The organism is Rhizobacter sp. J219, assembly GCF_024700055.1.
GTDB lineage: Bacteria > Pseudomonadota > Gammaproteobacteria > Burkholderiales > Burkholderiaceae_C > Rhizobacter.
Genome location: NZ_JAJOND010000001.1, coordinates 3060302 through 3083557, shown reverse-complemented (window position 1 = coordinate 3083557; position 23256 = coordinate 3060302). Strand labels below are relative to the sequence as shown.

Genomic DNA, 23256 nt, shown 5'->3' with positions numbered 1-23256 from the left:
TCTTGAACGCTGCGCTTCTCAGCGCGGCGAGGCGCGTGGCTTGGCCCATTCGAGCAGCCGCTTGCGGTCGAGGGCATAGCAGGCCTGCAGGCCGCGCTCGCGCTGCGATTCGGCGAAGGCCCGTCGCGAAGGGATCTGGTAGGCCATCTCGGGCTGCATCGGCAGCCGGTGCACGCCGACCAGGCGCTCGTCGCCGTGGAGCTGAGCGACCAGCGAGCGGAAGTCATCGCCTTCGAGGCGCCGGCCGTGCTGCGCCAGGTCGGCGGCGTCGGCGAGCAGCTGAGGGTCGTCGCGGTGGGTGTGGCGCAGCTCCAGCGCGAGCCCCTGCGTGTCGACCTTCAGGGCGCGCAGGATGTTGAGCGCGGTGAGGTCGAGAACGTCATCCCGCTCCCGCTCGGGCAGGGATTCGAGGAAGCGCACTTGGCCTTTTTCGTCCACGTTGGCGAACATCAGGCGCAGCAAGGCTTCCGGCTCCTTGAAGGGCGCCACGGCGACTGGGATCAGCCGCTTGCCCAGTTCGAGGCTGTGCGCCACCTCTTGCGGCGCGAATTGGCTTTCGCGCGTGAGCGGGCCGGCGATCGCGAGCACGGCGTCGGCGCGTTCGAGCATCAGCGGGAGCAGGGTGCTCCAGTCGTCGCCGGGATCGAGGATGCGGTCCCAGCGCAGGTCGAGGTCTTCTTCCAGGCGCTCGGTGAGCGCGTGGGCATGCTCGGCGTAGGCGTGGACGTAGGAGATGAAGATCGAGCGTTTTGCCGGGGGCGTGTCGGGCTCGGCACTCGACTGCGGCTGTGCCGTGGCGGCCATCCGCCAGACGACGCCGTCGCCGATGCGCTGCGCGATGAGGCCAAGGCGTTGCTCGGGGCGCAGGCCGCGGCTGAAGACCATGTGCAGGTCGGCAAACAGGCGGGCGTTCATCTCGGCGCGCGGCAGTCGTTCTTCGGCCTCCGAGAGGTCGATGACGTGCACATCGGGGATGGGCCGCACCGCATTGCCGGCACGCTCTGCGCCGTGCACCTGGCCGGCGAGCGAGGTCGCGAGGTCGCGTGTGGACACGTAGTGGGTCACCGAGACTGACATCGACGACAGGCGCATCGCCACGGCAGCGAAGGTCTGTGCCGCCACATCGGCCCGCGTGAAGACAAGCTGCAGCAAGGTAGGCGGGGGGGACTTGTGGAGCGCCGTGTCGACGACCAGTTGCGCGCCCAGGCCGTCGGCCCACAGGTATGCGGGGCCGGTGTGCGGCGGCAGCTCGTGGAGCAGCGCGGCCAGGTGTTGCGCCGAACGGGTGGCGGCGTCGCGGTCGGCCAGGTAGCCGCTGACCGTGCCCTGGCTCGGCCAGCAGTACGCGAGCACCGGCATGCCGAGGTCGAACGAGATCTGGGCCGCGCGCATCACCGCATGCTCGAAGTCGACATTGAAGCCGTGCACGTACACCAGCACCGGGCTGGACTGGGGCAGCAGGACCCGCAGCTGCCCGCGTCGCCCGAGCAGTCGCTGGGCCAGCGGCTCGGTCTGCTGGACGATGAAGTGCTTGTCGGGCCGGGCCGTCAGCTGCAGGCGCAGCAGCGACGGTGTCTCCAACTCGCCGACGGCGTGCGAGGGCGGCACGCTGACCGTGCAGCGGCCAACCTCCAGGTCGTTCTGGGCCTCGGCGCCATAGCGTGGCCCGCGGCGGGTGCGCTCGGGCAGGGGCGCGCGGTCGGTGACGTAGAGCACGCTCACCGTGCGTTCGGTCGGCGGCGATGCCGTCTCCTGCACAGGCACGGCCGGCGTCACGCCCAGCAGGCCCGCCAATTCGTGCAAGGCACGCTCGCGGTCCTGGGCGAACGACACGGTGCGGATGTTCGCGCGCTCCTGCGAGGCGGTGAACCGGCTCGACTTCGCGAACATCAGCGCGATCGGGTCGAGCTGCGCCGGCAGCACGCCAGGCCAATGCTGGTTGCGCCACTCCGCGAACTCGAAGACCGCGTCCGAGATGGCGATGAGCAGCCGGTCGTTGGCATTCAGCGCGGGAAGTTCTCCCCTGTTCGGCTCGATGGCCTCGACGCTGATGCCGACTTGTGTGCGCAGCTGCCGCACCAGCCAGGCGGCGTTGTCGATGCCGTCCGCCGCGAAACGCAAGAACACCTTGGGCTCACGCACCGGCAGCAGTCGCTTCAGGCCGCCTGCAAACGCCGCCAGCCACTCGATCTGCGCCTGGCTGAGCGCGTCGCGCTCCCTCAGCTCGAGGTTGACGACGGCGGTCACGCGGTCGCTCTCATGCTGGTCGAACACCGGCATCACCAGCTCGGACTGCGTGTGTGGGTTTGCGGCCAGGTAGCCCGGGGCCTGCGCGACATTGGGAGCCCAGATGAGGCGGCCGTGGCGGACGCATTCGCCGACAAGCCCGGTGCCGGGAATGATCTGCGTGCGCGGCGCCGGATTCGCGGTGTCGGCCACGACTTCGAGCCGTTGGCCGCGCACCACGGCGATCTGGCTGTCGCCGGCGTCGGCGTAGGCATGCATCAGCTGCAGGCCGATCGCGAGACCGTCTTCCTCCTCCACAAGGTGCTCGGCCAGCAGCTCGGGCCGCCCGTCGAGCCTGGCCATGAGCATGGCGGCCCGGCGCCCGTGCTGTGTTCGGATCACGATGCGCGCCCGCTCCAGCGCGTGGTCTTCGGCCTCGTGCGCGGGGCTGGCCGGCTCGCCGCGTACCGCCTGGCGCACGAGTTCGTAGAGCCGGTCGAGTTTGCTGGTGCAGCCCAGCGCACCAGCCGCCATCACCGTCTGGTAGCGCCTGACCAGGCTGCGGCCGGCGTAGACGATGAAGGGGAGGCTGTTGTCGCGCCAGCGCAGCTCGGTGAGCAGCTTGAGCCCGGCCTCCTCGTCATGTCCACGCACCATGTCGGAGATGACGAGGTCGAAGCCTTCGCGTTCGACACGCGCGAGGGCTTCTTCGGTGCTGGTTGCGAGCTGAACCGTGAGGCCCCAGGCCGCCAGCTGGGCCTGTGCGTCTGCGTTGCCTTGCGGCACGTCGTCGACCCACAAGGCGCTGGCGCCGAGCAGTGGCTGCCGTTGGTCGAGTTCGGCCAGGCGGGCGCCGACCTCGGGGTTGAAGCGCCATTGGCCCGTTTCGTCGGTGTGCACCAAGGGGCGCAGCGCCTCGGCGACGGCGGTGTCGGACGGCAGGGCGCTGAACGGCTCGCCTTTGGCCGCCATGCGCGCGACGGTGCCCACGACTTTCGGCGGGTGCAGGCGCTGCAGGTCCGCGAGGGGGCTGTCGGCCACCTTGGAGGGCGGCACCTCACCCGCCAGCGACGACGCCACCTGCGCAAACGGCTGCGCCCACTCGGGCAGGTCGTAGCGCCCGTGTTCATCGGGCACCAGCTGGGTCGACTTGATCTGGCTGCCCGAGATCTGGCGGATGTGGTGCGAGACCTGCTCGCGCAGGTCTTTCGCAAGCTGCTGGGCGTCGGCGTCGCGCAGCGAGCGCAGCAGGATGCGCTTGGCCTCCGGCCTGAACTCGTAGTACTGCGCGCTTGTGAAGAGCCCGCCGGCCTGTGCGTCGTCGCGGCGTGCGCTGACCAGCCCGCTTTGCAGCACCTCGGCCAGCGGCGTGAGGTCGCCGCCGGGCCCGAGGCGCGCGGCCTGCACCAGCCGCGCGACGGGAATGGTGAACACGCTGGTGCAGAGCGCGACCGCGAGGCGAAAGCCCTGCGGTGACACCCGCCGCAACTGGGCCACGGCGCGCTCGAAGTCCTGCTCGCTCGCGAGGGGCGGTGCCGGCTCGACCGCCACCGTGCGCGGCGTCGGGTCGAGCAGGTAGGCGAGGCAGTGCCGGCCGCGCGACATCTGCATGCGCGCCCACTCGTTGAGCGCGGCGGCCTGCAGCGGCACGCTCGGCAGCGGCAGCAGGGCCTCGTCGCCGTCTTCCGGCTCGGGGCCGAGCAGCCACCACAGCGGCTCGACCTTGAGCTGGGCCGCGCTCGCGCCCGCACGCGTGGTGTGCACCAGCGCCTGCGGTTCGCCGAGCCGCGTTTGCGCCCAGCGTTCGCGTGGCATCAGTTGCAGCAGCAGCACGCTGCCGTCGCGCGCCCAGGGCGCGAGCACGCCGGCGTAGCTGCCATCGCGCCAGCGCGACGACGAGCCGTGCGTCGCAAACAGCACCAGCCGCCGCACGCCGCTGCCGGCCAGCTGTACGCTGGGCACGCGGGCGCCGGTGGCGTTTTCGAGCCAGGCGCGGCCACGCAGCGTGCCGCGTGGCGGCATGCGCAGGCGCCACGAGCGCACCAGGCGGAAGGCGCCCGTCTCGCGCAGCATCTGGGCGAATTCGCGCAAGGTTTCGGCCCAGAGCTCGATGGCGGCGTCGTCTTCGAGCACCAGCTCGGCGTCGAACCAGCGCTCGCGGCCGGGGCGGAACACCGGGCTGATCGCCCCTGGCAGCACCATGCGCAGTTGCGCCGTGGCTTCGACGGTGCGCTCTTCGTCCAGTTCGAGGTGACGCGCCGAGGGCCAGCGCTGGTTGAGCGGGCGCAGCGATCGCGTCAGCGGCAGCCGGCCCGGCAGCGCGCGGCCGATGGGCACGGCGAAGGGCGAGGCCTTGATGGTGCGGTCGCCGGCCGAGGGGCTGCCGCGTGGGTAGACCGAGGTCTGGCCCGGTGCGCTCGCGGGGGCCGGCGGCGGGCTGGGAGCGGGCGGCGGTGCGGGCGGGGGGCCGGCGGGCGGTGTGTCGTGGCCCGCACGCGCACCCGAGGGCGGCACCGGTGCCGGGTCGTGGGGGAGGGTGTCGGGGCGAAGCTCCGGCGTGGGGACGGGCGGCGGTGCGTCGTGCAGGCTCAGGCGGCGGTCTAGCGAGGCGAGCCAGAGGGTGTCGAGCACGGTCTCGGCGTCGGACTTCGACGCCGGCCGCTTCGAGCGCACCGATGAAGGCCGCAAGCGTCATCCGCCGGGGCCGCTCAGGGGTTCGGTCAGGTGGGCGCGCAGCTGCGTGAGTTCGTCGGGGGTGAAGCTGCGGGCTTCGCTGTCGCGCACGGCGACGGTGAGGAAGACCGCGTTGAGCAGCTGGTCGGTCGAGACTTCCTTGTTCTCCTTGCGCTGGGTGTCGAAGTCGGCGATGAGCTTGTCGATGTCTTCGCGGCTGGGCGCCTTGCGCGGCGCACCGGCGGGGCGCGCTTGCACGTAGCGGGCGAGGTGCGAGTCGACGATGGCGGCGAGCTGCTCGCGGTTCGGCGGATCGATCGACAGCCGCACGCAGCGGCGCAGGAAGGGCGCCGGGAATTCGCGCTCGGCATTGGAGGTCATCACGACGAAGGGGAACTGGTCGCACACGATGCGCCCGCGCGGCACCGAGACCAGGCGCTTGTCGGCGTCGCGCACCTGCACGCCGTCGTGGCCGAGGCGGCTCAGCTCGGCGATCTCGTACTCGCCTTCCTCGATCACGTTGAGCAGGTCGTTGGCGAAGTCGAGGTCGGACTTGTCGATCTCGTCGATCAAGAGCGCGCGGGGCCAGTGCTCGGCCATCAGCGCCGTGCCGAGCGGGCCGAGCTTGAGATATTCCTCGACGGCGGGCGTGCTGTCCTTGCTCGCCTGCAGGCGGGCCACGGCGTCGTACTCGTAGACGCCGCTGCGCACGGTGGAGCGCGAGTTGATGGGCCAGCGCAGCACCGGGCCGAGCTTGAGCTCGTGCGCGACCTTGGCGATGAGGGTCGACTTGCCGGTGCCGGGCTTGCCGGTCAGCAGCAGCGGGCGGCGCAGGTAGAGCGCGGCGTTGACCGCGAGCTTCATCGGCTCGCTGACGATGAAGGGCAGCGCGCGGTGCGCCTCGCCGCCGTCGGCCGGCCGTGCTTCGTTCACGTCGAGCGCGAGCTGCGGCCGTGCGAAGCGCCAGGGCGGCGGTGGCGGCAGGTCCTTCAGGGCATCGTGCGGCGTGCCCTCGCCGGTGAAGATCTTCCAGTCTTTCATGTGTCGTCGGCCCCTCGGGTGGACATGAATGGGTTGTAGAGCGGGTCGTCCCACAGCAGCGAGGCGGTCTTGGCCACCGCACTGCCGCGGATGCGCTCGTCGCGGAACTTGTCGGCGACCGCATCCACGCGCGGCAGCTTCTTGACCAGGCCTTGCAGGTCGTTGCGTACCGTGTCCCAGCCTTGAGCACCCGGGTCGGCATGCGGCAGGTAGATGAAGGGGGCGCCGAGCTTGAGCAGCTGCTTGAGCTGGTCTTTCTCGCGGTGGCAGCTCTGCGCGCCCGGCTGCGCCGGGTGCGGCAGGCTGAACTCGGCGTAGCACAGCCCCTGCTCCCCGGGCAAGGCCGCGCCGCCGTGGATGGCCAGCCACTTGATGCGCGCCGGCTTCTTGCTGCGCAGCGCATCGGCGTAGGCGATCCACTTCTCGCGCAGCTGCGCATCGCACGAGACCATGCGCTGGCGGTGCCGCAGCAGCACCACGGTCTCGGTGGCGATGGGCGAGCCGCCGGGCTCGATCGGGATGTCGAAGAAGGGGCGGTCGAAAAGCGGCGGGTCCACCAGGAAATGGATCTGCAGGTTGGAGAAGCTGCCGTCGACGATGAAGCGGGCGAAGAGCGTCTGCAGCGAGGCCTCGAAGTCGGGCCAGCCGCAGACGGCCTGCGCCTCCAAGCCCTCGCCCTGCGCGAAGCTGCCGCTGGCGGTGCACAGGTGCGGGGTGTACGACGCGATCTCGCGCGTGGCGGCGTTGAGCTGCACCTCGATCATCAGGATCTGCTGCCGGTCTTCTTCGGCAAGCCGGCGGGCGATCTCGTCGCGCGAGTGCTGCTGCGTCTTGGCTTCCTTGTCGAGCCACCGGCCGATCGGCTCGCGCAGCCGCGGCTCACGTGCGAGCCGCATGAGGAACTGCATCAGCCCGTGCGGCACCGGCTGCAGCGCATCGGCATCGCGCATCGATGACAACTCGCGTAGTGCGCCCACCAGCCCCTGCGCCCCGGCCAGCCGCGGCTCGCCCAGGTGGGCCACGGTGCGCAGGTAGTGCGGCCTGAACTCGCGCTCGACCACGTCGAGATCGTGCTGCAGCAGCGTGTGCACCGAACGGAACAGCGCCGTGCCCGCCGGCGCCGCGCCGCGGCCGGCGACGGATTCGGTCATCTCCTCCTGGTCGCGCAGGCCCCAGATGCGGAAGGGCGTGATGTCGGCACGCGTGAAGCCGGCGCGCAGCCCCTCGGCCAGTGCGTCCTGCTCGTGCCAGCGGTCGCCGAGGCCGTGCAGCACGTCGAGCACGACGCGCGTGAACATGCCGCCGGCGTCGAAGCTGTGCGCGTATTCGCCTTCGGGCGTGGCGAAGTAGGCGAGCTGGTGCGTGCCGAGCTGGTCGTGGGCCTCGCGTTCCTCGCGGGCGGGTTTGTCGTACACGCCGCACACGTCGGCCAGGAAGATCTGCTGGTCGAAGCCGCTGAACGCATGTGTGCGCAGCCGGCGCAGCAGGTCCGAGGCGTTGATCACCCGGTTCTGCAGCGGCTCGTCGTAGTCGCTGCAGAAAAAGTAGCGGTCGTTGTCGCGCTTGCTGGTGAAGCCGTGGCCCGACCAGTAGACGACGAGCCGCGTGCCGGCGGCGCAGTCTTTGGCGAGGTCTCTGCGGATGAAGGTGTCGAGCGCGTTGAGGTCGGTGCGTTCATGCAGCGTGAACCCTTTGCCCTGGCGAGCCAGCAGCGCATCGCGGCGCTGCGCTTGAGTCTGCCGCTCTTCTTCGGGCAGCTGTGCACGCAGGCCGAGGAAGAGGTCGAGCGTGAGCGGCACCTTCTCGCCGAGCCCGAGCAGCCAGTCGGCGACCGCGCAGGCGGCCGTGGCCGGGCCCGGCACGTTCCAGTCGGGGTGGTCGTAGGCCTCGATGCCGACGACCAGGGCGCGGATCGGTGTCACGGCCGCTTGCCTTTGGGCTGGCCTTTGAAGTCGCGCACCGCCTTCCACACCTCTTCGTTGTTGAAGTAGGCGCTGTGCGAATCGGGGAAGGGCTGGCCGGAGTCGACCTCCTGGTCGGTGACGCCGTCGAACAGGCGCTCGCCCAGGTAGCTCAGCAGGTCGTTGCGGTCGAAGATGTTGAGCCAGGGCGGGAAGTGCTCGGGCAGCGGCTGCGGCGGCTTGAGCGAGGTGAGCGCGCCCAGCTCGTAGAAGAAGGGCGACTGCGAGCCGACGGTGATGAGCCGGTCGACCGCCGGCGGGTCGGGCAGGGCCATCAGGTCGAAGCAGGCGATGCCGCCCAGGCTGTGCGCGAGCAGCGTCACCGGGCCGTCGGCCGCGGCCTGCTCGACCTTGTCGCGGATGAACTGGCGGATCTCGGCGCCGTGCGACTGGTACAGCAGGATGTCGCCCACCGGCATGGCCACCGCGGCGCTCAGCTTGTGGCGATGCTCCTTCAGCGCCGAGGTCGCCATGCGCTTGAACATGCGCGCGAAGAAGCCACTGCGCGCGAGCACCTGCTGGCCCCAGTCGGCCATCAGGCGGTTGACGAGCGCCTCGCGCAGCACGCGGCTCGGCCCGGCGAGCCCCGCGGCCTGGGCCTCGAGGTGCAGCTGTGCGACGAGGGCGCGGGCGGTGGCGGCGGCCGCCTCCGGCAGCTCGTGGGCCGAGTGCTGGAAGGCGAGCGGCGTGACCTCGGCCGTCACCATCACCACCGGCCAGGCGCGTGGCCACAGCGCTTCGAGCCCGCCGCGGCGCAGCAGCAGCACCAGCTCGTTGGAGGGCGGGTAGGCGCGCAGTTTGTTGAGCAGCTCCTGCCAAGGCGCGAGCTTGCCGGGCGGCAGCTTCTTCTGCTGCGCCTGGGCCGGGTCGCGGATGGCGAGCTTGTCCAGCTCGAAAAGCGGATCGGCGAAGAGGCAGCTCCAGCGCGCGAAGTCTTCGCCATCGCGTGCGAAGCTCTTCAGCGGTGGGCGGATCGGGCAGGCTCAGGCCCTGGAACTGCACGCCGAGCGGGTCGCCCCAGGCGCATTCGACGAGCCTGGCGGTGATGCCGGCCTCGGCCGCGAGCCATTGGGCGTCGCTGAAGCTCTTGCGGTAGTCCTTCAGACGAACCCCGGTGCCATGGACGAAAAGGATGGTGCCCTGTGCCACGTTCGCCTCCTGCGCGCTGCGCCATCGGCGCTTGTACCGGGGCCTCGGGGTGCCGGCAATCCCGCAAATTCATCATGCGGCGCTTGCGCGGGGCGGGCCGCAGGTCTGATAGCGGTGTCACCGCCCTACACTGCGCGGCATGGACGAGCCTCTGACACGCCCGCGCCGCCGCCGCGGTGGCGGGGCCATCACCCTGGGAGACGTGGCGCGGCTGGCCGGCGTGTCGCCCATCACCGCCTCACGCGCGCTCAACACGCCGGAGCAGGTGGCGAAGGAGACGCTGGAGCGTGTGCGCGACGCCGTCGCCCGCACCGGCTACGTGCCCAACCGGCTGGCGGGCGGCTTGGCCTCGTCGCGCAGCCGGCTCGTCGCGGCGGTGGTGCCCACCATCGCCGGCCCGGTGTTCATGGAGATGGTGCAGTCGCTGACGCACGGACTCGATGCCGCCGGCTACCAGCTGATGCTCGGCCAGAGCGGCTACACCGCCTCGCGCGAAGACGCGCTGCTCGACGCCATCATCGGCCGCCGCCCCGACGGCATCGTGCTCACCGGCATCATGCATTCGGCCGAAGGGCGCAAGCGGCTGCTGGCGAGCGGCATCCCCGTCGTCGAGACCTGGGACCTGACGCCCACGCCGATCGACATGCTGGTGGGCTTCTCGCACACCGACGCCGCCGCGGCCGTGGCACGCCACCTGCACGCGAAAGGGCGGCGGCACCTCGCGCTGCTGAGCGGCGACGACGAGCGCGCCGAGCGCCGCAACCGCGGCTTCATCGCCGAGGCCCGGGCGCTGGGGATCGAGGCCGAAATCCCGGTGCTGCGCGTGCCGGCCCCCACCACCTTGCGCAGCGGCCGTGACGGTCTCGCGCAGCTGCTGCGCACGTCGCCCGAGGTCGACGGTGTGTTCTGCAGCTCCGACCTGCTCGCCCTGGGCGTGCTGACCGAAGCCGCCGCGCGTGGCCTCGCCGTGCCCGGGCGGCTGTCGATCGTCGGCTTCGGCGATCTCGCCTTTGCCGGCGACACCCACCCCGCGCTGAGCACGGTGCGCATCGACGGCACCGGCATCGGCCGCCAGGCCGCACGCTTCATCGTCGACCGGGCCGCGGGCCGGGCGGTGGTCGACAAGGTGGTCGACCTCGGCTTTCAGGTCATCGAGCGCGGCAGCAGCTGACCCACCCGAGGGTTAACCCTCGAAATCGGATGCGCGTGCTTCAGTACGGTAGCGCTACCATATTGAATGAAAGCGCTACCAAATGGTCGGTCGCGCTTGACAGGAGACCCGCCGATGAAACCCTTGCTCGCTGCCCTGGCCCTCTCGATCACCGCCCTCACCGCGATGCCGGCGCAGGCCTGGCCCGACAAGCCGATCACCCTGCTCGTGCCTTTCCCGCCGGGCGGCTCGACCGATTCGCTCGCCCGCGTGCTCGCACCCAAGCTGCAGGAAAAACTCGGCACCAACGTCATCGTCGACAACAAGCCCGGCGCCACCGGCACCATCGGCACCGGCCAGGTCAAGCGCTCGCCGGCCGACGGCTACACGGTGCTCGTGTCCTCGCTCGGCCCCTTCGTCATCGCGCCGCATCTGATCAAGGGCGTGCCCTACGACGCCGGCCGTGACTTCGACCTGCTGACGGTGGCCGTGCAGGCGCCCAACGTGCTGGTCGTGCCCGCCGCCTCGCCGCTCAAGAGCGTGGCCGAGGTGACCACCGAGCTGAAGAAGGAGCCCGGCAAGATGAGCTTCGCCTCGTCGGGCAACGGCTCGTCGGACCACCTCACAGCCGAACTCTTCTGGTTGCAGACCGGCACCTCCGGCTCGCACGTGCCGTACAAGGGCGGCGCGCCCGCGATCCAGGACCTGCTCGGCGGCCAGGTCCAGGCCTCGTTCCAGAACGTCAACGCGGTGCTGCAGCACATCCAGAGCGGCAAGCTGCGCGCGCTCGCGATCACCGGCGACAAACGCTCGGCCGTGTTGCCGAGCGTGCCCACTCTCGCTGAGAGCGGCGTGAAGGGCGTCGACGTCTACTCGTGGCAAGGCATCGCTGCGCCCAAGGGCCTGCCCGGCGACGTGAAGGCGAAGCTGCATGCGGCCATCGTCGCGTCGCTCAACGATGCGCAGGTCAAGGCTGATTTCGCCAAGATCGGTATCGAGGTCGTGGCCAACACGCCCGAGCAGTTCGCCGTCTTCCAGACCGATGAATCCGCACGCTGGAAGAAGCTGATCGAGACGCGCAAGATCACCGCCGACTGAGCCATGAAGCAAGACACCCCTCGTGTCGCGCAGATGCGCGTCATCCCCGTCGCCGGGCGCGACGGCATGCTGCTCAACCTGAGCGGCGCGCATGCGCCGTTCTTCACCCGCAACCTCGTCATGCTCACCGACAACGCCGGCCGCACCGGCGTGGGCGAAGTGCCGGGCGGCGAGAAGATCCGACAGACGCTCGAAGAGTCGTCCCCGCTCATCGTCGGCCAGCCGGTGGGCGACGTGCAGCGCCTGCTGCGCGGAGTGCGCGAGCGTTTCGCCGACCGCGACGCCGGTGGCCGCGGCCTGCAGACCTTCGACCTGCGCACCACCATCCATGTGGTGACCGCCATCGAATCGGCGCTGCTCGACCTGCTGGGCCAGCACCTCGACCTGCCGGTGGCGGCGCTGCTCGGCGAAGGCCAGCAGCGCGAGTCGGTCGAGATGCTGGGCTACCTCTTCTTCGTCGGCGACCGCAACAAGTGCGACCTGCCGTACGCCTCCCCGAAAGACGAGCCGGCCGATGCCGACGATTGGCAGCGCCTGCGCCATGAGGCCGCGATGACCCCGGCCGCGATCGTGCGGCTCGCGGAGGCCGCACACGAGCGCTACGGCTTCAACGACTTCAAGCTCAAGGGCGGCGTGCTCGCCGGCGAGGCCGAAGTCGAAGCCGTCACTGCGTTGCACGAGCGCTTTCCCGAAGCGCGTGTGACGCTCGACCCCAACGGCGGCTGGCTTCTGCGCGACGCGATCCGCCTGATGCGCGACATGCGCGGCGTGATCGCCTACGCCGAAGACCCCTGCGGCGCCGAAGACGGCTTCTCGGGCCGCGAGGTGATGGCCGAGTTCCGCCGCGCCACCGGCCTGCCCACGGCCACCAACATGGTCGCCACCGACTGGCGCCAGCTCACGCACGCACTCAGCCTGCAGTCGGTCGACATCCCGCTCGCCGACCCGCATTTCTGGACCATGGCCGGCTCGGTGCGCGTGGCGCAGACCTGCCGCGACTGGGGCCTCACCTGGGGCTCGCATTCGAACAACCATTTCGATGTGTCGCTGGCGATGTTCACCCACGTCGGCGCCGCCGCCCCGGGCCGCGTGACCGCGATCGACACGCACTGGATCTGGCAGGACGGCCAGCGTCTGACGAAAGATCCGCTCAAGATCGTGGGCGGCCATGTGCAGGTCCCGAAGAAGCCGGGCCTCGGCATCGAGCTCGACATGGCCGAGGTGGAGAAGGCGCATGCGCTCTACAAGCAGCACGGCCTCGGCGCGCGCGACGACGCGATCGCGATGCAGTACCTGATCCCCAACTGGAAGTTCGACCCCAAGCGGCCCTGCCTGGTGAGGTGATCGAGGAAGGCCCGTCGATACACTGGCGGCCTTCCCATCCTCCCGAGACACCATGCTGCGAATGCTTGTCTCAGCAGTGATGCTGCTGATGCTGCCCGTCCTGACGGGCTGCGCCCTCACACGCACAGAGGGCGTCTATCGCTACCAACCAGAGTCCTTGCGCTTGCCGATGCCGCCAGGCCTGTTGAGCGGCATGGAGGTGTCGGGCGTCGTCGTGGATGACGCACGCTATCGCCAGGACAAGCGTGTGCTGGTCAACAAACGAAACGGCCGTGCCCAGGTCATGTCGGGGGTATGGGCCGCGGATCGGCCGCTCGGGGAATACACGCAGCAGGCCTTCGAGGCCGGCATGAAGCAGGCCGGGATTGCGGCACTGGCCGACTCGGCACTGGCACTACGCGTGACGATCCATCGTCTCGATGAGCGCATTGCCGAGAGCGGCTACATGAGCATCAAGTTCGAGATGGTGATGGCGGTGCAGGTTGCGCTGGTCGAGCGTGACTCCGGGCAGGCGGTCTGGCAGGACACGTTCGTTGGCCGTTCGCCGGTGAACGCCCGATGGCTCCACTTCGGTGTCGACGACTACACCCGCAGCCTGCAGACGACCCTGAACGATCTCGTTTCGAAGGTGCTGACCGCGCCCGAATTCCAACGCACCTTGCAGGCCGGCCGCGCCTGAACAGGAGGCACCATGAGCAACAGCCACATCCGCGAAGCCCTGGCCGGCGTCATCGAGCATTTCACGCAACACCCCGAGCTTGGGCTCATGACCGACTCGACCGCCGTGGCCGTCTGGCAAGGCGGTCTGCGCTTCCAGACTGAAGGCCCCAGCGGCGCCACATTGGTGAGCGAGATGCCCAAGGCCGTGGGCGGTGGTGGCAGTGCGCCCACCCCTGGCTGGCTGCTGCGTGCGGCGCTCGCCAACTGCAACGCCTCGATGATCGCGTTGCGTGCGGCGCAGGCCGGCATCACGCTGACCCGGCTGGAGGTCACCGTCGACAGCGATTCCAACGACCGTGGCCTGCTCGGCCTGGCCGAGGTGCCGCCTGGCCCGCTGAGGGTGCGCGCCCACGTGCGGCTCGCGGCCGACGGGGCATCGGCCGAGCAGCTGCAGGCGCTCGTTGACTGGGCCGAGCAACATTCACCCGTGGCCGATGCCTTGCGCCGCGCGGTGCCGCTGGGCACCACGGTCGAGATCGGCCGCTGAGCGGGCGATGGCGGCGATCGAGGGCCAACGGCGGCTGCCGCTGATGGCCGACCCGCAGCTGCCGCAGCACCATCGCGACCCGCCGTGAAGTTCGCCGCCTTCCTGCGCAACGTGAACCTCGGGCGGCCAGGTGCGCCCACTCGGGCGCAGCTCGAAGCGGCAATGGAAGCGGCCGGCGCGATCGCGCCGCAGTCGTTCCAGACCAATGGCACCGTGGTGTTCTGCGCGCGCTCGCTCGCCGCTGCCGACCGGGTGTTGCGCAAGGCGCTGAAGCTTCTCGCCGTCGAATGCGACCTGGTCGAGCCGGGCTGCGTGCGTTCGCTCGACGAGCTGGTACCTCTCGTCGAGTCGCGCGTGTTCAAGCCCTACGACCCCGATGAGGTCTACGAGTACGGGCTCTCCTTCGCGTGCGACCGCAAGGTCGTGGCGCCGGGTCGCCTGCCGCTGGACAACCCCAAGGGAGACGTGCGCCTCCTGTCGCTGAAAGACGGAAACGCGCTCTGCGTCTGCTGGAAACGTGGTGCCAGCCCCGGCAGCCCCAATCTCTTTCTCGAACGCACGACGGGTCTAGCCTGGACCACGCGGGCGATCGGTACCGTCCGCCGCCTGCTCGCGAAACACGCCGACTGAGAACATCATCGACATGAAGACGATTCGAATACTTGCCGTCGCTATCCTCGTGGGGCTGCAGGGGTGCGTGGTTCCCGCAGCACTCAACACGCTGGAGCGCTTCAAGTCGTACAGCGTCGTCGTGGCGCGGCCCATCGATGCAGATCACTTCCGTGTGGTCGTGGCCGTGGACCATCAACGCGGTGCGTTCAACCCCTTGGGTGGGCACGGCTCCGGGTACGTGACCAGCCGTATCGCCGTCGAGCTGTGGCACCTGTCCCTGACCGACCGAGGCATCGCCGCAAGGAAGGAAGACGCGCTGTCGTTCGACTCCGAGGCGGACATGGCTGCGTGGCGCGATCGCAAGACGGTCCAGCTCGACATGGCGCGCGGCCGCATCAGCCTCGCGCCGCCGGCCCAACCGAGGAGGGCCGGCCAGGTCTGTGCGGCCCGGCTGCCACCGGCGCGGCCGGAGCGCAATGCTTCACGCGAGGTCGTCGTGAGCGAGGGCGGCGACGCCATCATGGTCGTCGACCACATCGGCCAGGCGCGGCAGGCGGTTGTGCTGAACCCATGCGACGCCAGTGCCCCGTTGCACGTTGTCGAATCCCCGTTGGAACGGACGTTCGGGTTCTCCACCCACGCGGATGGAAGCCCGCGCCTCATCCGAGGGCGTCTGGAGGTCGGGTCGCACGCGGGCCCACGGTGGAGGTACGAGGTGCAGATGTACCCAGGGCCCCAGCGGCTCACGGTCCGCGAAAAAGATCTGGGCGTGCAGGACGAGGGCTTGCTGGTGCACCAGAACTTCATGTTCGACGAGCAAACGCGCCGCTTCCATTGGATCGTGCTGCCCGCCGATGACGGCGCCGAATTCGGCCTCATCACCCACGACTTCATGAATGGCAGGACGACCCGGCGCGCGTTTTCCCTCGCGCGTTCGTGATTCTCAGGTCACTGGCGCCGGGTTGAAGAGCACCAAGGCGTTGTGCAGCTTCCACTGCTCGGCCCAGGTCTTCCTGCGGCCGCTCGCCACGTCGAGCATCAGGTGGAAGAGTTCCCAGCCCAGGTCTTCGATCGTCGCCTCGCCATCGGCGATGCGGCCGGCGTTCACGTCCATCAGGTCGTGCCAGCGGCGCGCGAGGTCGCTGCGCGTGGCCACCTTGATCACCGGGCACTCGGCCAGGCCGTAGGGGGTGCCGCGGCCGGTGGTGAAGACGTGCAGGTTCATGCCGGCGGCGAGCTGCAGCGTGCCGCAGATGAAATCGCTCGCCGGCGTGGCGGCATAGACCAGGCCTTTCTGCGTGAGCTTCTCGCCCGGCGAGAGCACGCCGCTGATCGGCGCGCTGCCGCTCTTGACGATGGAGCCCATCGCCTTTTCGACGATGTTGGAGAGGCCACCGGCCTTGTTGCCCGGCGTGGTGTTGGCGCTGCGGTCGACGCTGCCGCGCTTCAGGTAGGCGTCGTACCAGGCCATCTCGCGGATCATCGCGTCGGCCACCTCGGGCGTGGTAGCGCGCGCGGTGAGCTGGGCGATGCCGTCGCGCACCTCGGTGTTCTCGCTGAACATCACGGTGGCGCCGGCACGCACCAGCAGGTCGGTGCAGAAGCCGACCGCCGGGTTGGCCGTCACGCCGCTGAAGGCATCGCTGCCGCCGCACTGCACGCCGACCACGAGTTCGCTCGCCGACACCGTCTCGCGTTTGCGTGCGTTGAGCCGCTGCAGATGGCGCTCGGCGGTTTGCATGATGTCGTCGATCATCGACATGAAACCGATGTGCGCTTCGTCTTGCAGGCACACCACGTCGAGCGGTTCGGCCTCCTGCCGTTCATCGACGATGGCGATGACGGGCCGCTGCGCCGGGCCGCCCCAAGCAAGGCCCGACCCTCCGGGAGGGTCGCTCGACGTACTCGTAGAGCGGGGTGTCGTCATCGTGCCCGGCGGCAAGAGCCGTTCGGGCTGCAGCTTCTCGCAGCCCAGGCTCACCACCATCACCTCGCCACCGAAGTTGGGGTTGCGGCTGATGTTGCGCAGCGTGCGGATGGGGATCACCGCATCGGGCGCGTCGATCGCCACGCCGCAGCCATAGGTGTGCTCCAGGCCCACCACGTCGTCGACATTCGGGTACTTCGGCAGCAGCTCGGCCTTGATGCGCTTCACCGCGAAGTCGAGCACGCCGGCCACGCACTGCACGGTGGTGGTGATGCCGAGGATGTTGCGCGTGCCCACCGAGCCGTCGGCGTTGCGGTAACCCTCGAAGGTGTAGCCCGCGAGCGGCTCGGCCGGCGCCGGCTTGACCGTGGCCTTGGGCAGACCGTCGAGCGAGCGCGCTTCGGGCATCTGCAGCAGGCGCTCGTGCACCCAGCTGCCGGCAGGAATGTCTTTCGCGGCACGGCCGATGGGCACGTCGTAGCGGCGCACTTCGTCGCCGGCCTTGAGGTCGACGAGTGCCACCTTGTGGCCCTGAGGCACCTTGTCGACCAACGTCAGCCCCGAAGGCAGCACCGTGCCTGCGGGCAGGCCGCCGTCGTTGGCGACGATGGCCACGTTGTCGCGGCCGTGCATGGTGATCAGAAGCGGCGGTCTCATGTCGGCCTCAATCGAGCTTGACCTTGCCTTCCTTGGCGACGCGGGTCCATTTCGCGATCTCGGACTTGCTGAAGGCGGTGAACTGCTCCGGCGTGTTGGCGGTGTGCACGAGGCCCAGGCCGTCGAGGCGCGCCTTCACGTCGGGCATGTTGAGAATCTTCTCGATCTCGGCGTTGAGCTTGCCGACGATGGCGGGCGGCGTGCCGGCCGGCGCATAGAAGGCCTGCCAGCTCGCCACGTCGAAGCCCGCGACGCCGGCTTCCTGCAGCGTGGGCGTGTCCGGCAGCGCGGCGCTTCGCTTGGCCGAGGTCACGGCCAGCGCACGCACCTTGCCCGATTGGATGTGCGGCATGGCCACCGTCACCGTCTCGAAGCTCATCGGCACCTGGCCGCCGATCACGTCTTGAATCGCGGGCGCGCTGCCCTTGTAGGGCACGTGCGTGATGTCGGCGCCGGCGAGCAGCTTGAAGAGCTCGCCCGACATGTGCTGCGAGCTGCCCTGGCCGGCCGAGGCGAAGCTCAGGCTGCCCGGTGACTTCTTCGCGGCGGCGATCACGTCGGCCACGGTCTTGTAAGGCTGCGTCGCGCCGACCAACAGCACGTTGGAGATGCTGCCGAGCAGGATGACCTGCGAGAAATCGGTGAGCGCGTTGTAGGGCATCCTGGGCTGCAGCGCCGGGTTGATGGCGTGGCTGGCGATGGTGCCCAGCAGCAGCGTGTAGCCATCGGCGGGCGACTTGGCCACCGCGTCGGCGCCGATCACACCGCCGGCGCCGGCCTTGTTCTCCACCAGCACCGTCTGCTTGAGCGAGGCCTGCAGCTTGTCGCCGATGAGGCGCGCCAGCACGTCGCTCGTGCCGCCGGCCGCGAAGGGCACGACGATGCGGATCGGTTTGCTCGGCCAGGCGTCCTGCGCGAAGGCGAGCGGCGCATGGAGCAGGGCAGTGGACGAAGCGAGGACGGCGGTCAACAGGTGGCGGCGGTGCATGGAAGTCTCCTTTTGGAATCAAGGCGCCGCCCACGCACGGGCGGCGCCCGGTGCGAATCACCAGGCCATGCGGATGCCGGCCTGGAAGACGCGGTTCTCGGCGATGTAGTCCTTCAGGTCGCCGGTGGAGAACGATAGGCCGGAATAGAGAAACGTGCTCTTGGACAGGGTGTACCAGCCCATGAGGGCCGCCTTGCCGAGCGTGGCGTTGGCGCCGGCGGCGTTCTCGTACTTCACGCCGGTGTAATTGGCCCCGAAGGTGAAGCGGTCCACCGGCACCTGCACGCCCAGCGTGTAGCCGTTGATCTCGTCGGCGGTGAAGCTCGGGCCGGCGTGGGTGACGATCAGGTTGGCGCCGGTGAAGGCACCGTTGCCCGAGCCGAGCGCCAGATCCTGGTTCATCTGGATGCCGCCCAGGAGCTTCAGCGGCCCGAAGTTGTAGTTGGCGCCGAAGGTGAAGGACTTGTTGACGTCGGCCCCGGTGGTGCGCGACTCGTTCCACTCGTAGGAGGCGGCGATGTTGAGCGCGCCGCGGCCGAAGCCGAGCTTGACGCCGTGGAAGCGGTCGGCCGTGCCTTCGCCGGGGGCGATCTGCACGCTGCCGGTGAAGCCGCCGAGGTTGGGCGTGGCCAGTTGCACCACGTTGTTGGCGCGCGGGGCGTTCAGCCACAGCGGCAGGTTGCGCCCGGCGTTGGTGCTGGCGGTGCCGGGGTTGGCCACCGAGGCGTTGCCGTAAGGGTTGGTCATGCCCATCACCGAGTCGGAGAGGATGTACTGGCGGCCCACGCGCAGCTCGCCGAGCGAGGCCTGGGAGAAGCCGACGAACACCTGGCGGCCGAAGGCGAGGCCGCCCTGGCCGAGGGCGCCGGTGTCGGCGCTGAGGCCGCTCTCGAGCACGGCGTTGGCCTTGAGGCCGCCGCCCAAGTCTTCGCTCACGCGCACGCCCCAGCGCGAGCCGTTGAGGCCGTTGACGACGCCGTCGTTCAACTTCCACACGTTGCCGGCGCCAGAGGCGCTGCCGGCCTTGTAGTGGTCAACGGCCAAATCGATCAGGCCGTAGAGCACGACGCTCGACTGGGCCTGGGCGGTGCCGGCCGCGAGCAGCGCGGCGGCGGTCAGCAGGGAGATCTTGAAGGGGGTGTGCACGAATTGCTCCTCGACATGGAATGTTGTGGCGGCCCGTGGAAAAAATTCGGGCAAAGCGAGCCCTGCCCGGGCGCTCGGAACCATGTCGCCCGGGGTGGTGAAAACGGTGGGGCGCGTGCTGGCGCTCAGCCGGGCCGGTTGAGCGCGCGCGCGGCTTGCGGCGCGCGTCGGGTGCGGGTGATGTGCTTCACGTGAGCGACAGGGTTTCGACCCAGTTGGGGTTGCGACCGGCGTCGTGCTCGGCCGTGAGGGTCAGCGCGCCGGTGTCGGCGTCGATCCGGTACACGCTGAGGCGATGCGAAACCTGGCCCGCCGCGATGAGGAAGCGGCCCGAAGGCGTGATGGAGAAACCGCGCGGCTGGGCCTGGGTGGCGGTGTGGCCGAGCGGAGTGAGGTCGCCGCTCGTGGCGTCGACCGCAAACGAAGCGAGCGTGGAGGAGCGGCGCTCGCTGGTGTAGAGAAAACGGCCGTCGGGCGTGAAGCGCAGTTCAGAGGCCCAGGGCTCGCCGCTGAAACCGGGGGCGAGCGTGCGCTGCGTGTGATGCGGCGTGAGCGTGCCGTGCGCGGCATCGAGCGCCAGCACGTCGAGGCTCGCGTCGAGCTCGTTGAGCAGCACCACCCACGGCGCATGCGGGTGAACGGCGAGGTGGCGCGGGCCCGACTCGGTGCGCATCGCAAGCGGGTAGGGCATGTTGGGCTGCAGCGTGCCGGTGTCGGCATCGAAGCGGAACTGCATCACCAGGCCGCCGCCGAGCGAGGTGGCGAGCACATGCCGGTTGCCGGGCAGGGCCCGGATGCAGTGCGCCTTGGGGGCGGTGGGGATCTGCTGCGTCGACGGCCTCGGCCGCCCGTCGGCGCCGATGGGGCTGACGGCGACGAGGTTGCCGCCGTAGGAGGCGCTGAAGAGCCAGCGGCCGGTCTCGTCGGTCGAGAGGTAGGCCATGCTGTCGGGCAGCGGCGCTTCGCCGATCTTGGTGAGCCGGCCGGTGTGGTGGTCGACGCCGAAGGCCACGACTGCGAGCGGCTCGCTGCGGCGCGCCGCATACAGGAAGCGCCGGTCGGGGCTGATGGCGAGCGGCATCACCATGCCGCCGACCTCGGCGGTCTGCAGCGTGGCGAGCGTGCCGGTGGCCTCGTCCAGCGACACCACGGAGATGTCGCCGCTGTCGGCATTGCTGACGTAGATCACCGTGCCCATGCCGTGTTCACTTGAGGATCAGGTTGGGCAGCCACATCGCGAACCCCGGCACGTAGGTCACGAGCATCAGCGCGAAGATCAGCGCGCCGTAGAAGGGCCAGATGGTCTTCATCACCGTGCCCACCGAGACCTCGCCGATGGTGCAGCCGACGAACTGCGTGGTGCCCACGGGCGGTGTGTTGAGGCCGAGCGCGCAGTTGATGAGCATGACGATGCCGAACTGCTCGGTCGTCATGCCGTACTGCTGGCAGATGGGCAGGAAGATCGGCGTGCAGATCAGGATGGTCGCCGCCATGTCGAGGAAGGTGCCCAGCACGAAGAGGATCAGGTTGACCCACAGGAACACCACCCACGGTGTCGTCGTCATCGAGGCGATTGCCTTGCCGGTGAGTTCGGCCACGCCGTAGAGGCCGATCAGGTAGCCGAACATCGAGCTGATGCCGATCAGCAGCAGCACGGTGCCGGTGGTCTTCACCGCCTTCGCGGCCGCCTTCAGGAACTGCTCGCGGGTGAGCCGCTTGTAGACGATGGCCGCGAGGAAGAGCGCCCAGATCACCGCGACCGAGGCCGACTCGGTGGCGGTGAACGCGCCCGAGAGGATGCCCGCGATGATGATCACCACCACCAGCAGGCCCGGCAGCGAGAGTGCGAACGACTGCCACACGATCGCCCAGCCGGGGAAGGTGCCGGCCGGGTAGCCGCGCTTGACCGCCACGAAGTAGGCCGCCGCCAGGTTGCACACGGTGAGGATGATCGCCGGCACGATGCCCGCGAGGATGAGCGCTGCGATGCTCACCTTGCCGCTCGCCGCGAGCGTGAAGATGATGAGGTTGTGCGAGGTGGGCATCAGTGCGCCCACCAGCGACGCATGCGTGGTCACGTTGACCGCGTAGTCGGCGTCGTAGCCTTCTTTCTTCATCTGCGGGATCAGCACCGCGCCCATCGCCGACACGTCGGCCACCGGCGAGCCGCTCACGCCACCGAAGAGCGTGCAGGCGAGCACGTTGCTCATGCCCAGGCCGCCGCGCACATGGCCGGCCACGGCTTTGGCGAAGTCGATGATCTTGTCGGCGATGCCGCCGTACATCATGATTTCGCCGGCGAAGATGAAGAACGGGATCGCGAGGAACGAGAACGGGTTCATCCCCGAGATCATTTGCTGGAAGCCCACCGCGAGCGGCAGGCCTTCGTACAGGATGGTCGCGAGCGACGAGAGCCCGATGGAAAACGCCACCGGCACGCCCAGCAAGAGCAGGACGATGAAGCTGACGCAGAGGATGGTCAATGCCATGGTTGTTGGCCCCCTGGTGTGCTTCGCACCCCGTCCCCCGAGGGGAGTGTCATGTCCCTGAGCGTGGTCAGTGCCATGACGGAACCACCTCTTCACCCTTGAGCAGCGCAATGATGTGCTCGATGGAGAACATCGTGATCAGCACCCCGGCGAGCGCCGGCGGTGCGTACTTGAAGGCTTCCGACACGCCGAGCGTCGGGATCTTGTAGCCCGACACGCTCTCGGCGAGCAGCCCGCAGTTCCACGCCATCAGCAGCCCGAACACGAGCACCAGCACATGGATCAGGAGTTCCATCTTGAGTCGCAACCAGTCGGGTGCGAGTGCGAGAAAGCTCTCCAGCCCGATGTGCCCCGCATCGCGCACGCCCACCGCCATGCCGAGCATGGTCACGTAGAGCACCAGCAGCACGGCCGAGCTTTCGGCCCAGGTGGGGGTGTCGTTGAACACGTAGCGGCCGATCACCTGGTGGAGCACGGCGATGACCAGCAGCACGAGGCCGGCCACGCCCACGCGCAGGCACAGCCGCGCGATGGCGGCGCAGAGTCGGGTGTACATGGAAAAAACTTCTTGTCGTCTCGGTCAGATCGCGGGGCGGCTCACTTCACTTCGCCGATGCGCTTGACCATCGCCTGCAGCTTCGGGTCGGTGAGGAACTTGTCGTACACCGGCTTCATGGCCGACTGGAACGAGGCCTTGTCCACTTCCACGATCTCGGCGCCGCCGGCCTTCACGGTGGCGAGCGACTTGGCCTCGCGCTCGTCCCAGAGCTTGCGCATGTAGCCCACCGACTCCTTCGCGGCGTCGCGGATGATCTTCTGCTCGGCAGGCGGCAGGGTGTCCCACACGCGCTTGGAAAAGAGCAGGATCTCCGGGGCCATCGAGTGGTCGGTCTTGTTGTAGTACTTGGCGACCTCGAAGTGGCGGCTGCTCTCGTAGCTCGGGTAGTTGTTCTCGGCGGCGTCGACGAGGCCGGTCTTGAGCGCGGTGTAGACCTCGCCGAAGGGCATCGGCGTGGCGTTGGCGCCCATCGCGCCCATCAGCGCCACCCATAGGTCGCTCTGCTGCACGCGGATCTTCATGCCCTTGGTGTCGGCGATGCTCTTGACCGGCTTCTTCACGGAGTAGATCGAGCGCGAGCCGGAGTCGTAGAAGGCGAGGCCGATGAAACCCTGCGCCTCGCAGTCCTTCAGGATCTCGTCGCCGATGGCGCCGTCGAGCACCTTGCGCATGTGCTCGGTCGAACGGAACAGGAAGGGCATCGTCGGCACCATGGTGGCCGGGCAGATGTTGTTCATCGGCGCCACGTTGACGCGCGTCATCGCAAGCGCGCCCAGCTTGGTCTGCTCGATGGTGTCTTTTTCGGCGCCGAGGGCCGACTTGGCGAAGACCTTCACGCTGTGCTTGCCGTTGGTGGCCTTGGCGATCAGCTCGCCCATGTGGCGCACGGCCAGCACGGTCGGGTAGTCCTCGGGGTGGATGTCGGAGGAGCGGAACTCGGTGGCCTGGGCGGCGCCGAGCGCGAGCAGGGCGGCCAATGCGATCAGTTTTTTCATCTCGTGTCTCCTGATGGAAGTGGGGTGTGTCGTG

General features: G+C 69.2%; 18 protein-coding genes. 7 read left to right on the top strand and 11 right to left on the bottom strand.

Annotated elements, in window-relative coordinates; all coding sequences use genetic code 11:
* Nucleotides 1-18: 18 nt before the first annotated feature.
* From LRS03_RS14185 to LRS03_RS14170, 4 genes are read right to left on the bottom strand one after another with little or no spacing between them, the layout of a single operon-like run.
* Nucleotides 19-4914: an SAV_2336 N-terminal domain-related protein gene (locus LRS03_RS14185; protein ID WP_257826180.1), complete on the bottom strand. Its 4896-nt coding sequence runs from the start codon at nt 4912-4914 to the stop codon at nt 19-21.
* A 3-nt stretch (nt 4915-4917) separates the two neighbouring features.
* A complete protein-coding gene (locus tag LRS03_RS14180) occupies nt 4918-5940 on the bottom strand; it encodes an AAA family ATPase (RefSeq protein WP_257826178.1) in 1023 nt (340 codons plus the stop codon).
* A complete protein-coding gene (locus LRS03_RS14175; RefSeq protein ID WP_257826176.1) occupies nt 5937-7862 on the bottom strand; it encodes a caspase family protein in 1926 nt (641 codons plus the stop codon). The genes LRS03_RS14180 and LRS03_RS14175 overlap by 4 nt, the downstream gene beginning before the upstream one ends.
* Nucleotides 7859-8668, bottom strand: coding sequence for a hypothetical protein (locus LRS03_RS14170; RefSeq protein WP_257826174.1), 810 nt, complete (start codon nt 8666-8668; stop codon nt 7859-7861). Before LRS03_RS14170 ends, LRS03_RS14175 begins: the two co-directional genes overlap by 4 nt.
* Before the next feature lie 521 nt (nt 8669-9189).
* Between LRS03_RS14170 and LRS03_RS14165 the strand changes: the two genes are divergently transcribed.
* From LRS03_RS14165 to LRS03_RS14135, 7 genes are all read left to right on the top strand, one after another.
* Nucleotides 9190-10221, top strand: a complete 1032-nt coding sequence (locus tag LRS03_RS14165; protein WP_257826172.1) for a LacI family DNA-binding transcriptional regulator — start codon at nt 9190-9192, stop codon at nt 10219-10221.
* Nucleotides 10222-10335: 114 nt separating this feature from the next.
* A complete protein-coding gene (locus LRS03_RS14160) occupies nt 10336-11298 on the top strand; it encodes a Bug family tripartite tricarboxylate transporter substrate binding protein (protein WP_257826170.1) in 963 nt (320 codons plus the stop codon).
* A 3-nt stretch (nt 11299-11301) separates the two neighbouring features.
* The gene (gudD, locus tag LRS03_RS14155) at nt 11302-12642 is read left to right on the top strand and encodes a glucarate dehydratase (protein WP_257826169.1); all 1341 of its coding nucleotides are present in this window, start codon (nt 11302-11304) and stop codon (nt 12640-12642) included.
* A 52-nt stretch (nt 12643-12694) separates the two neighbouring features.
* Nucleotides 12695-13321, top strand: a complete 627-nt coding sequence (locus tag LRS03_RS14150; RefSeq protein ID WP_257826168.1) for a hypothetical protein — start codon at nt 12695-12697, stop codon at nt 13319-13321.
* Between the two features lie 12 nt (nt 13322-13333).
* Entirely contained in the window at nt 13334-13849 is a 516-nt protein-coding gene (locus tag LRS03_RS14145; RefSeq protein ID WP_257826167.1) for an OsmC family protein, read from the top strand.
* Nucleotides 13850-13933: 84 nt separating this feature from the next.
* The gene (locus tag LRS03_RS14140; RefSeq protein ID WP_257826165.1) at nt 13934-14479 is read left to right on the top strand and encodes a DUF1697 domain-containing protein; all 546 of its coding nucleotides are present in this window, start codon (nt 13934-13936) and stop codon (nt 14477-14479) included.
* 13 nt (nt 14480-14492) lie between these two features.
* The gene (locus tag LRS03_RS14135; RefSeq protein ID WP_257826164.1) at nt 14493-15401 is read left to right on the top strand and encodes a hypothetical protein; all 909 of its coding nucleotides are present in this window, start codon (nt 14493-14495) and stop codon (nt 15399-15401) included.
* Nucleotides 15402-15404: 3 nt separating this feature from the next.
* Here LRS03_RS14135 and garD read toward each other — a convergent pair whose 3' ends face one another.
* The 7 genes from garD to LRS03_RS14100 form a co-directional block, all read right to left on the bottom strand.
* Entirely contained in the window at nt 15405-17045 is a 1641-nt protein-coding gene (gene garD, locus LRS03_RS14130) for a galactarate dehydratase (RefSeq protein ID WP_257826163.1), read from the bottom strand.
* Between the two features lie 7 nt (nt 17046-17052).
* Nucleotides 17053-18033 carry a Bug family tripartite tricarboxylate transporter substrate binding protein gene (locus LRS03_RS14125; RefSeq protein ID WP_257826162.1) on the bottom strand — a complete coding sequence of 327 codons (981 nt, stop codon included), beginning with the start codon at nt 18031-18033 and terminating at the stop codon, nt 17053-17055.
* 57 nt (nt 18034-18090) lie between these two features.
* Nucleotides 18091-19179 carry a porin gene (locus LRS03_RS14120; RefSeq protein WP_257826161.1) on the bottom strand — a complete coding sequence of 363 codons (1089 nt, stop codon included), beginning with the start codon at nt 19177-19179 and terminating at the stop codon, nt 18091-18093.
* A gap of 187 nt (nt 19180-19366) precedes the next feature.
* Nucleotides 19367-20377, bottom strand: a complete 1011-nt coding sequence (locus LRS03_RS14115; RefSeq protein ID WP_257826159.1) for a lactonase family protein — start codon at nt 20375-20377, stop codon at nt 19367-19369.
* Nucleotides 20378-20384: 7 nt separating this feature from the next.
* Nucleotides 20385-21668, bottom strand: coding sequence for a TRAP transporter large permease (locus LRS03_RS14110; protein ID WP_257826157.1), 1284 nt, complete (start codon nt 21666-21668; stop codon nt 20385-20387).
* A gap of 67 nt (nt 21669-21735) precedes the next feature.
* On the bottom strand, nt 21736-22224 hold the full coding sequence (locus LRS03_RS14105) for a TRAP transporter small permease (RefSeq protein ID WP_257826156.1): 489 nt from the start codon (nt 22222-22224) through the stop codon (nt 21736-21738).
* 41 nt (nt 22225-22265) lie between these two features.
* Nucleotides 22266-23222, bottom strand: coding sequence for a TRAP transporter substrate-binding protein (locus tag LRS03_RS14100; protein ID WP_257826155.1), 957 nt, complete (start codon nt 23220-23222; stop codon nt 22266-22268).
* Nucleotides 23223-23256 lie beyond the last annotated feature (34 nt).

Bases quoted from the DNA above. Each gene is read 5' to 3' on its own strand.
- LRS03_RS14180 (WP_257826178.1), bottom strand. From the start codon at position 5,940: ATGAAAGACTGGAAGATCTTCACCGGCGAGGGCACGCCGCACGATGCC.
- LRS03_RS14165 (WP_257826172.1), top strand. From the start codon at position 9,190: ATGGACGAGCCTCTGACACGCCCGCGCCGCCGCCGCGGTGGCGGGGCC.
- LRS03_RS14160 (WP_257826170.1), top strand. From the start codon at position 10,336: ATGAAACCCTTGCTCGCTGCCCTGGCCCTCTCGATCACCGCCCTCACC.
- gudD (WP_257826169.1), top strand. From the start codon at position 11,302: ATGAAGCAAGACACCCCTCGTGTCGCGCAGATGCGCGTCATCCCCGTC.
- LRS03_RS14150 (WP_257826168.1), top strand. From the start codon at position 12,695: ATGCTGCGAATGCTTGTCTCAGCAGTGATGCTGCTGATGCTGCCCGTC.
- LRS03_RS14145 (WP_257826167.1), top strand. From the start codon at position 13,334: ATGAGCAACAGCCACATCCGCGAAGCCCTGGCCGGCGTCATCGAGCAT.
- LRS03_RS14135 (WP_257826164.1), top strand. From the start codon at position 14,493: ATGAAGACGATTCGAATACTTGCCGTCGCTATCCTCGTGGGGCTGCAG.
- garD (WP_257826163.1), bottom strand. From the start codon at position 17,045: ATGAGACCGCCGCTTCTGATCACCATGCACGGCCGCGACAACGTGGCC.
- LRS03_RS14125 (WP_257826162.1), bottom strand. From the start codon at position 18,033: ATGCACCGCCGCCACCTGTTGACCGCCGTCCTCGCTTCGTCCACTGCC.
- LRS03_RS14115 (WP_257826159.1), bottom strand. From the start codon at position 20,377: ATGGGCACGGTGATCTACGTCAGCAATGCCGACAGCGGCGACATCTCC.
- LRS03_RS14110 (WP_257826157.1), bottom strand. From the start codon at position 21,668: ATGGCATTGACCATCCTCTGCGTCAGCTTCATCGTCCTGCTCTTGCTG.
- LRS03_RS14105 (WP_257826156.1), bottom strand. From the start codon at position 22,224: ATGTACACCCGACTCTGCGCCGCCATCGCGCGGCTGTGCCTGCGCGTG.
- LRS03_RS14100 (WP_257826155.1), bottom strand. From the start codon at position 23,222: ATGAAAAAACTGATCGCATTGGCCGCCCTGCTCGCGCTCGGCGCCGCC.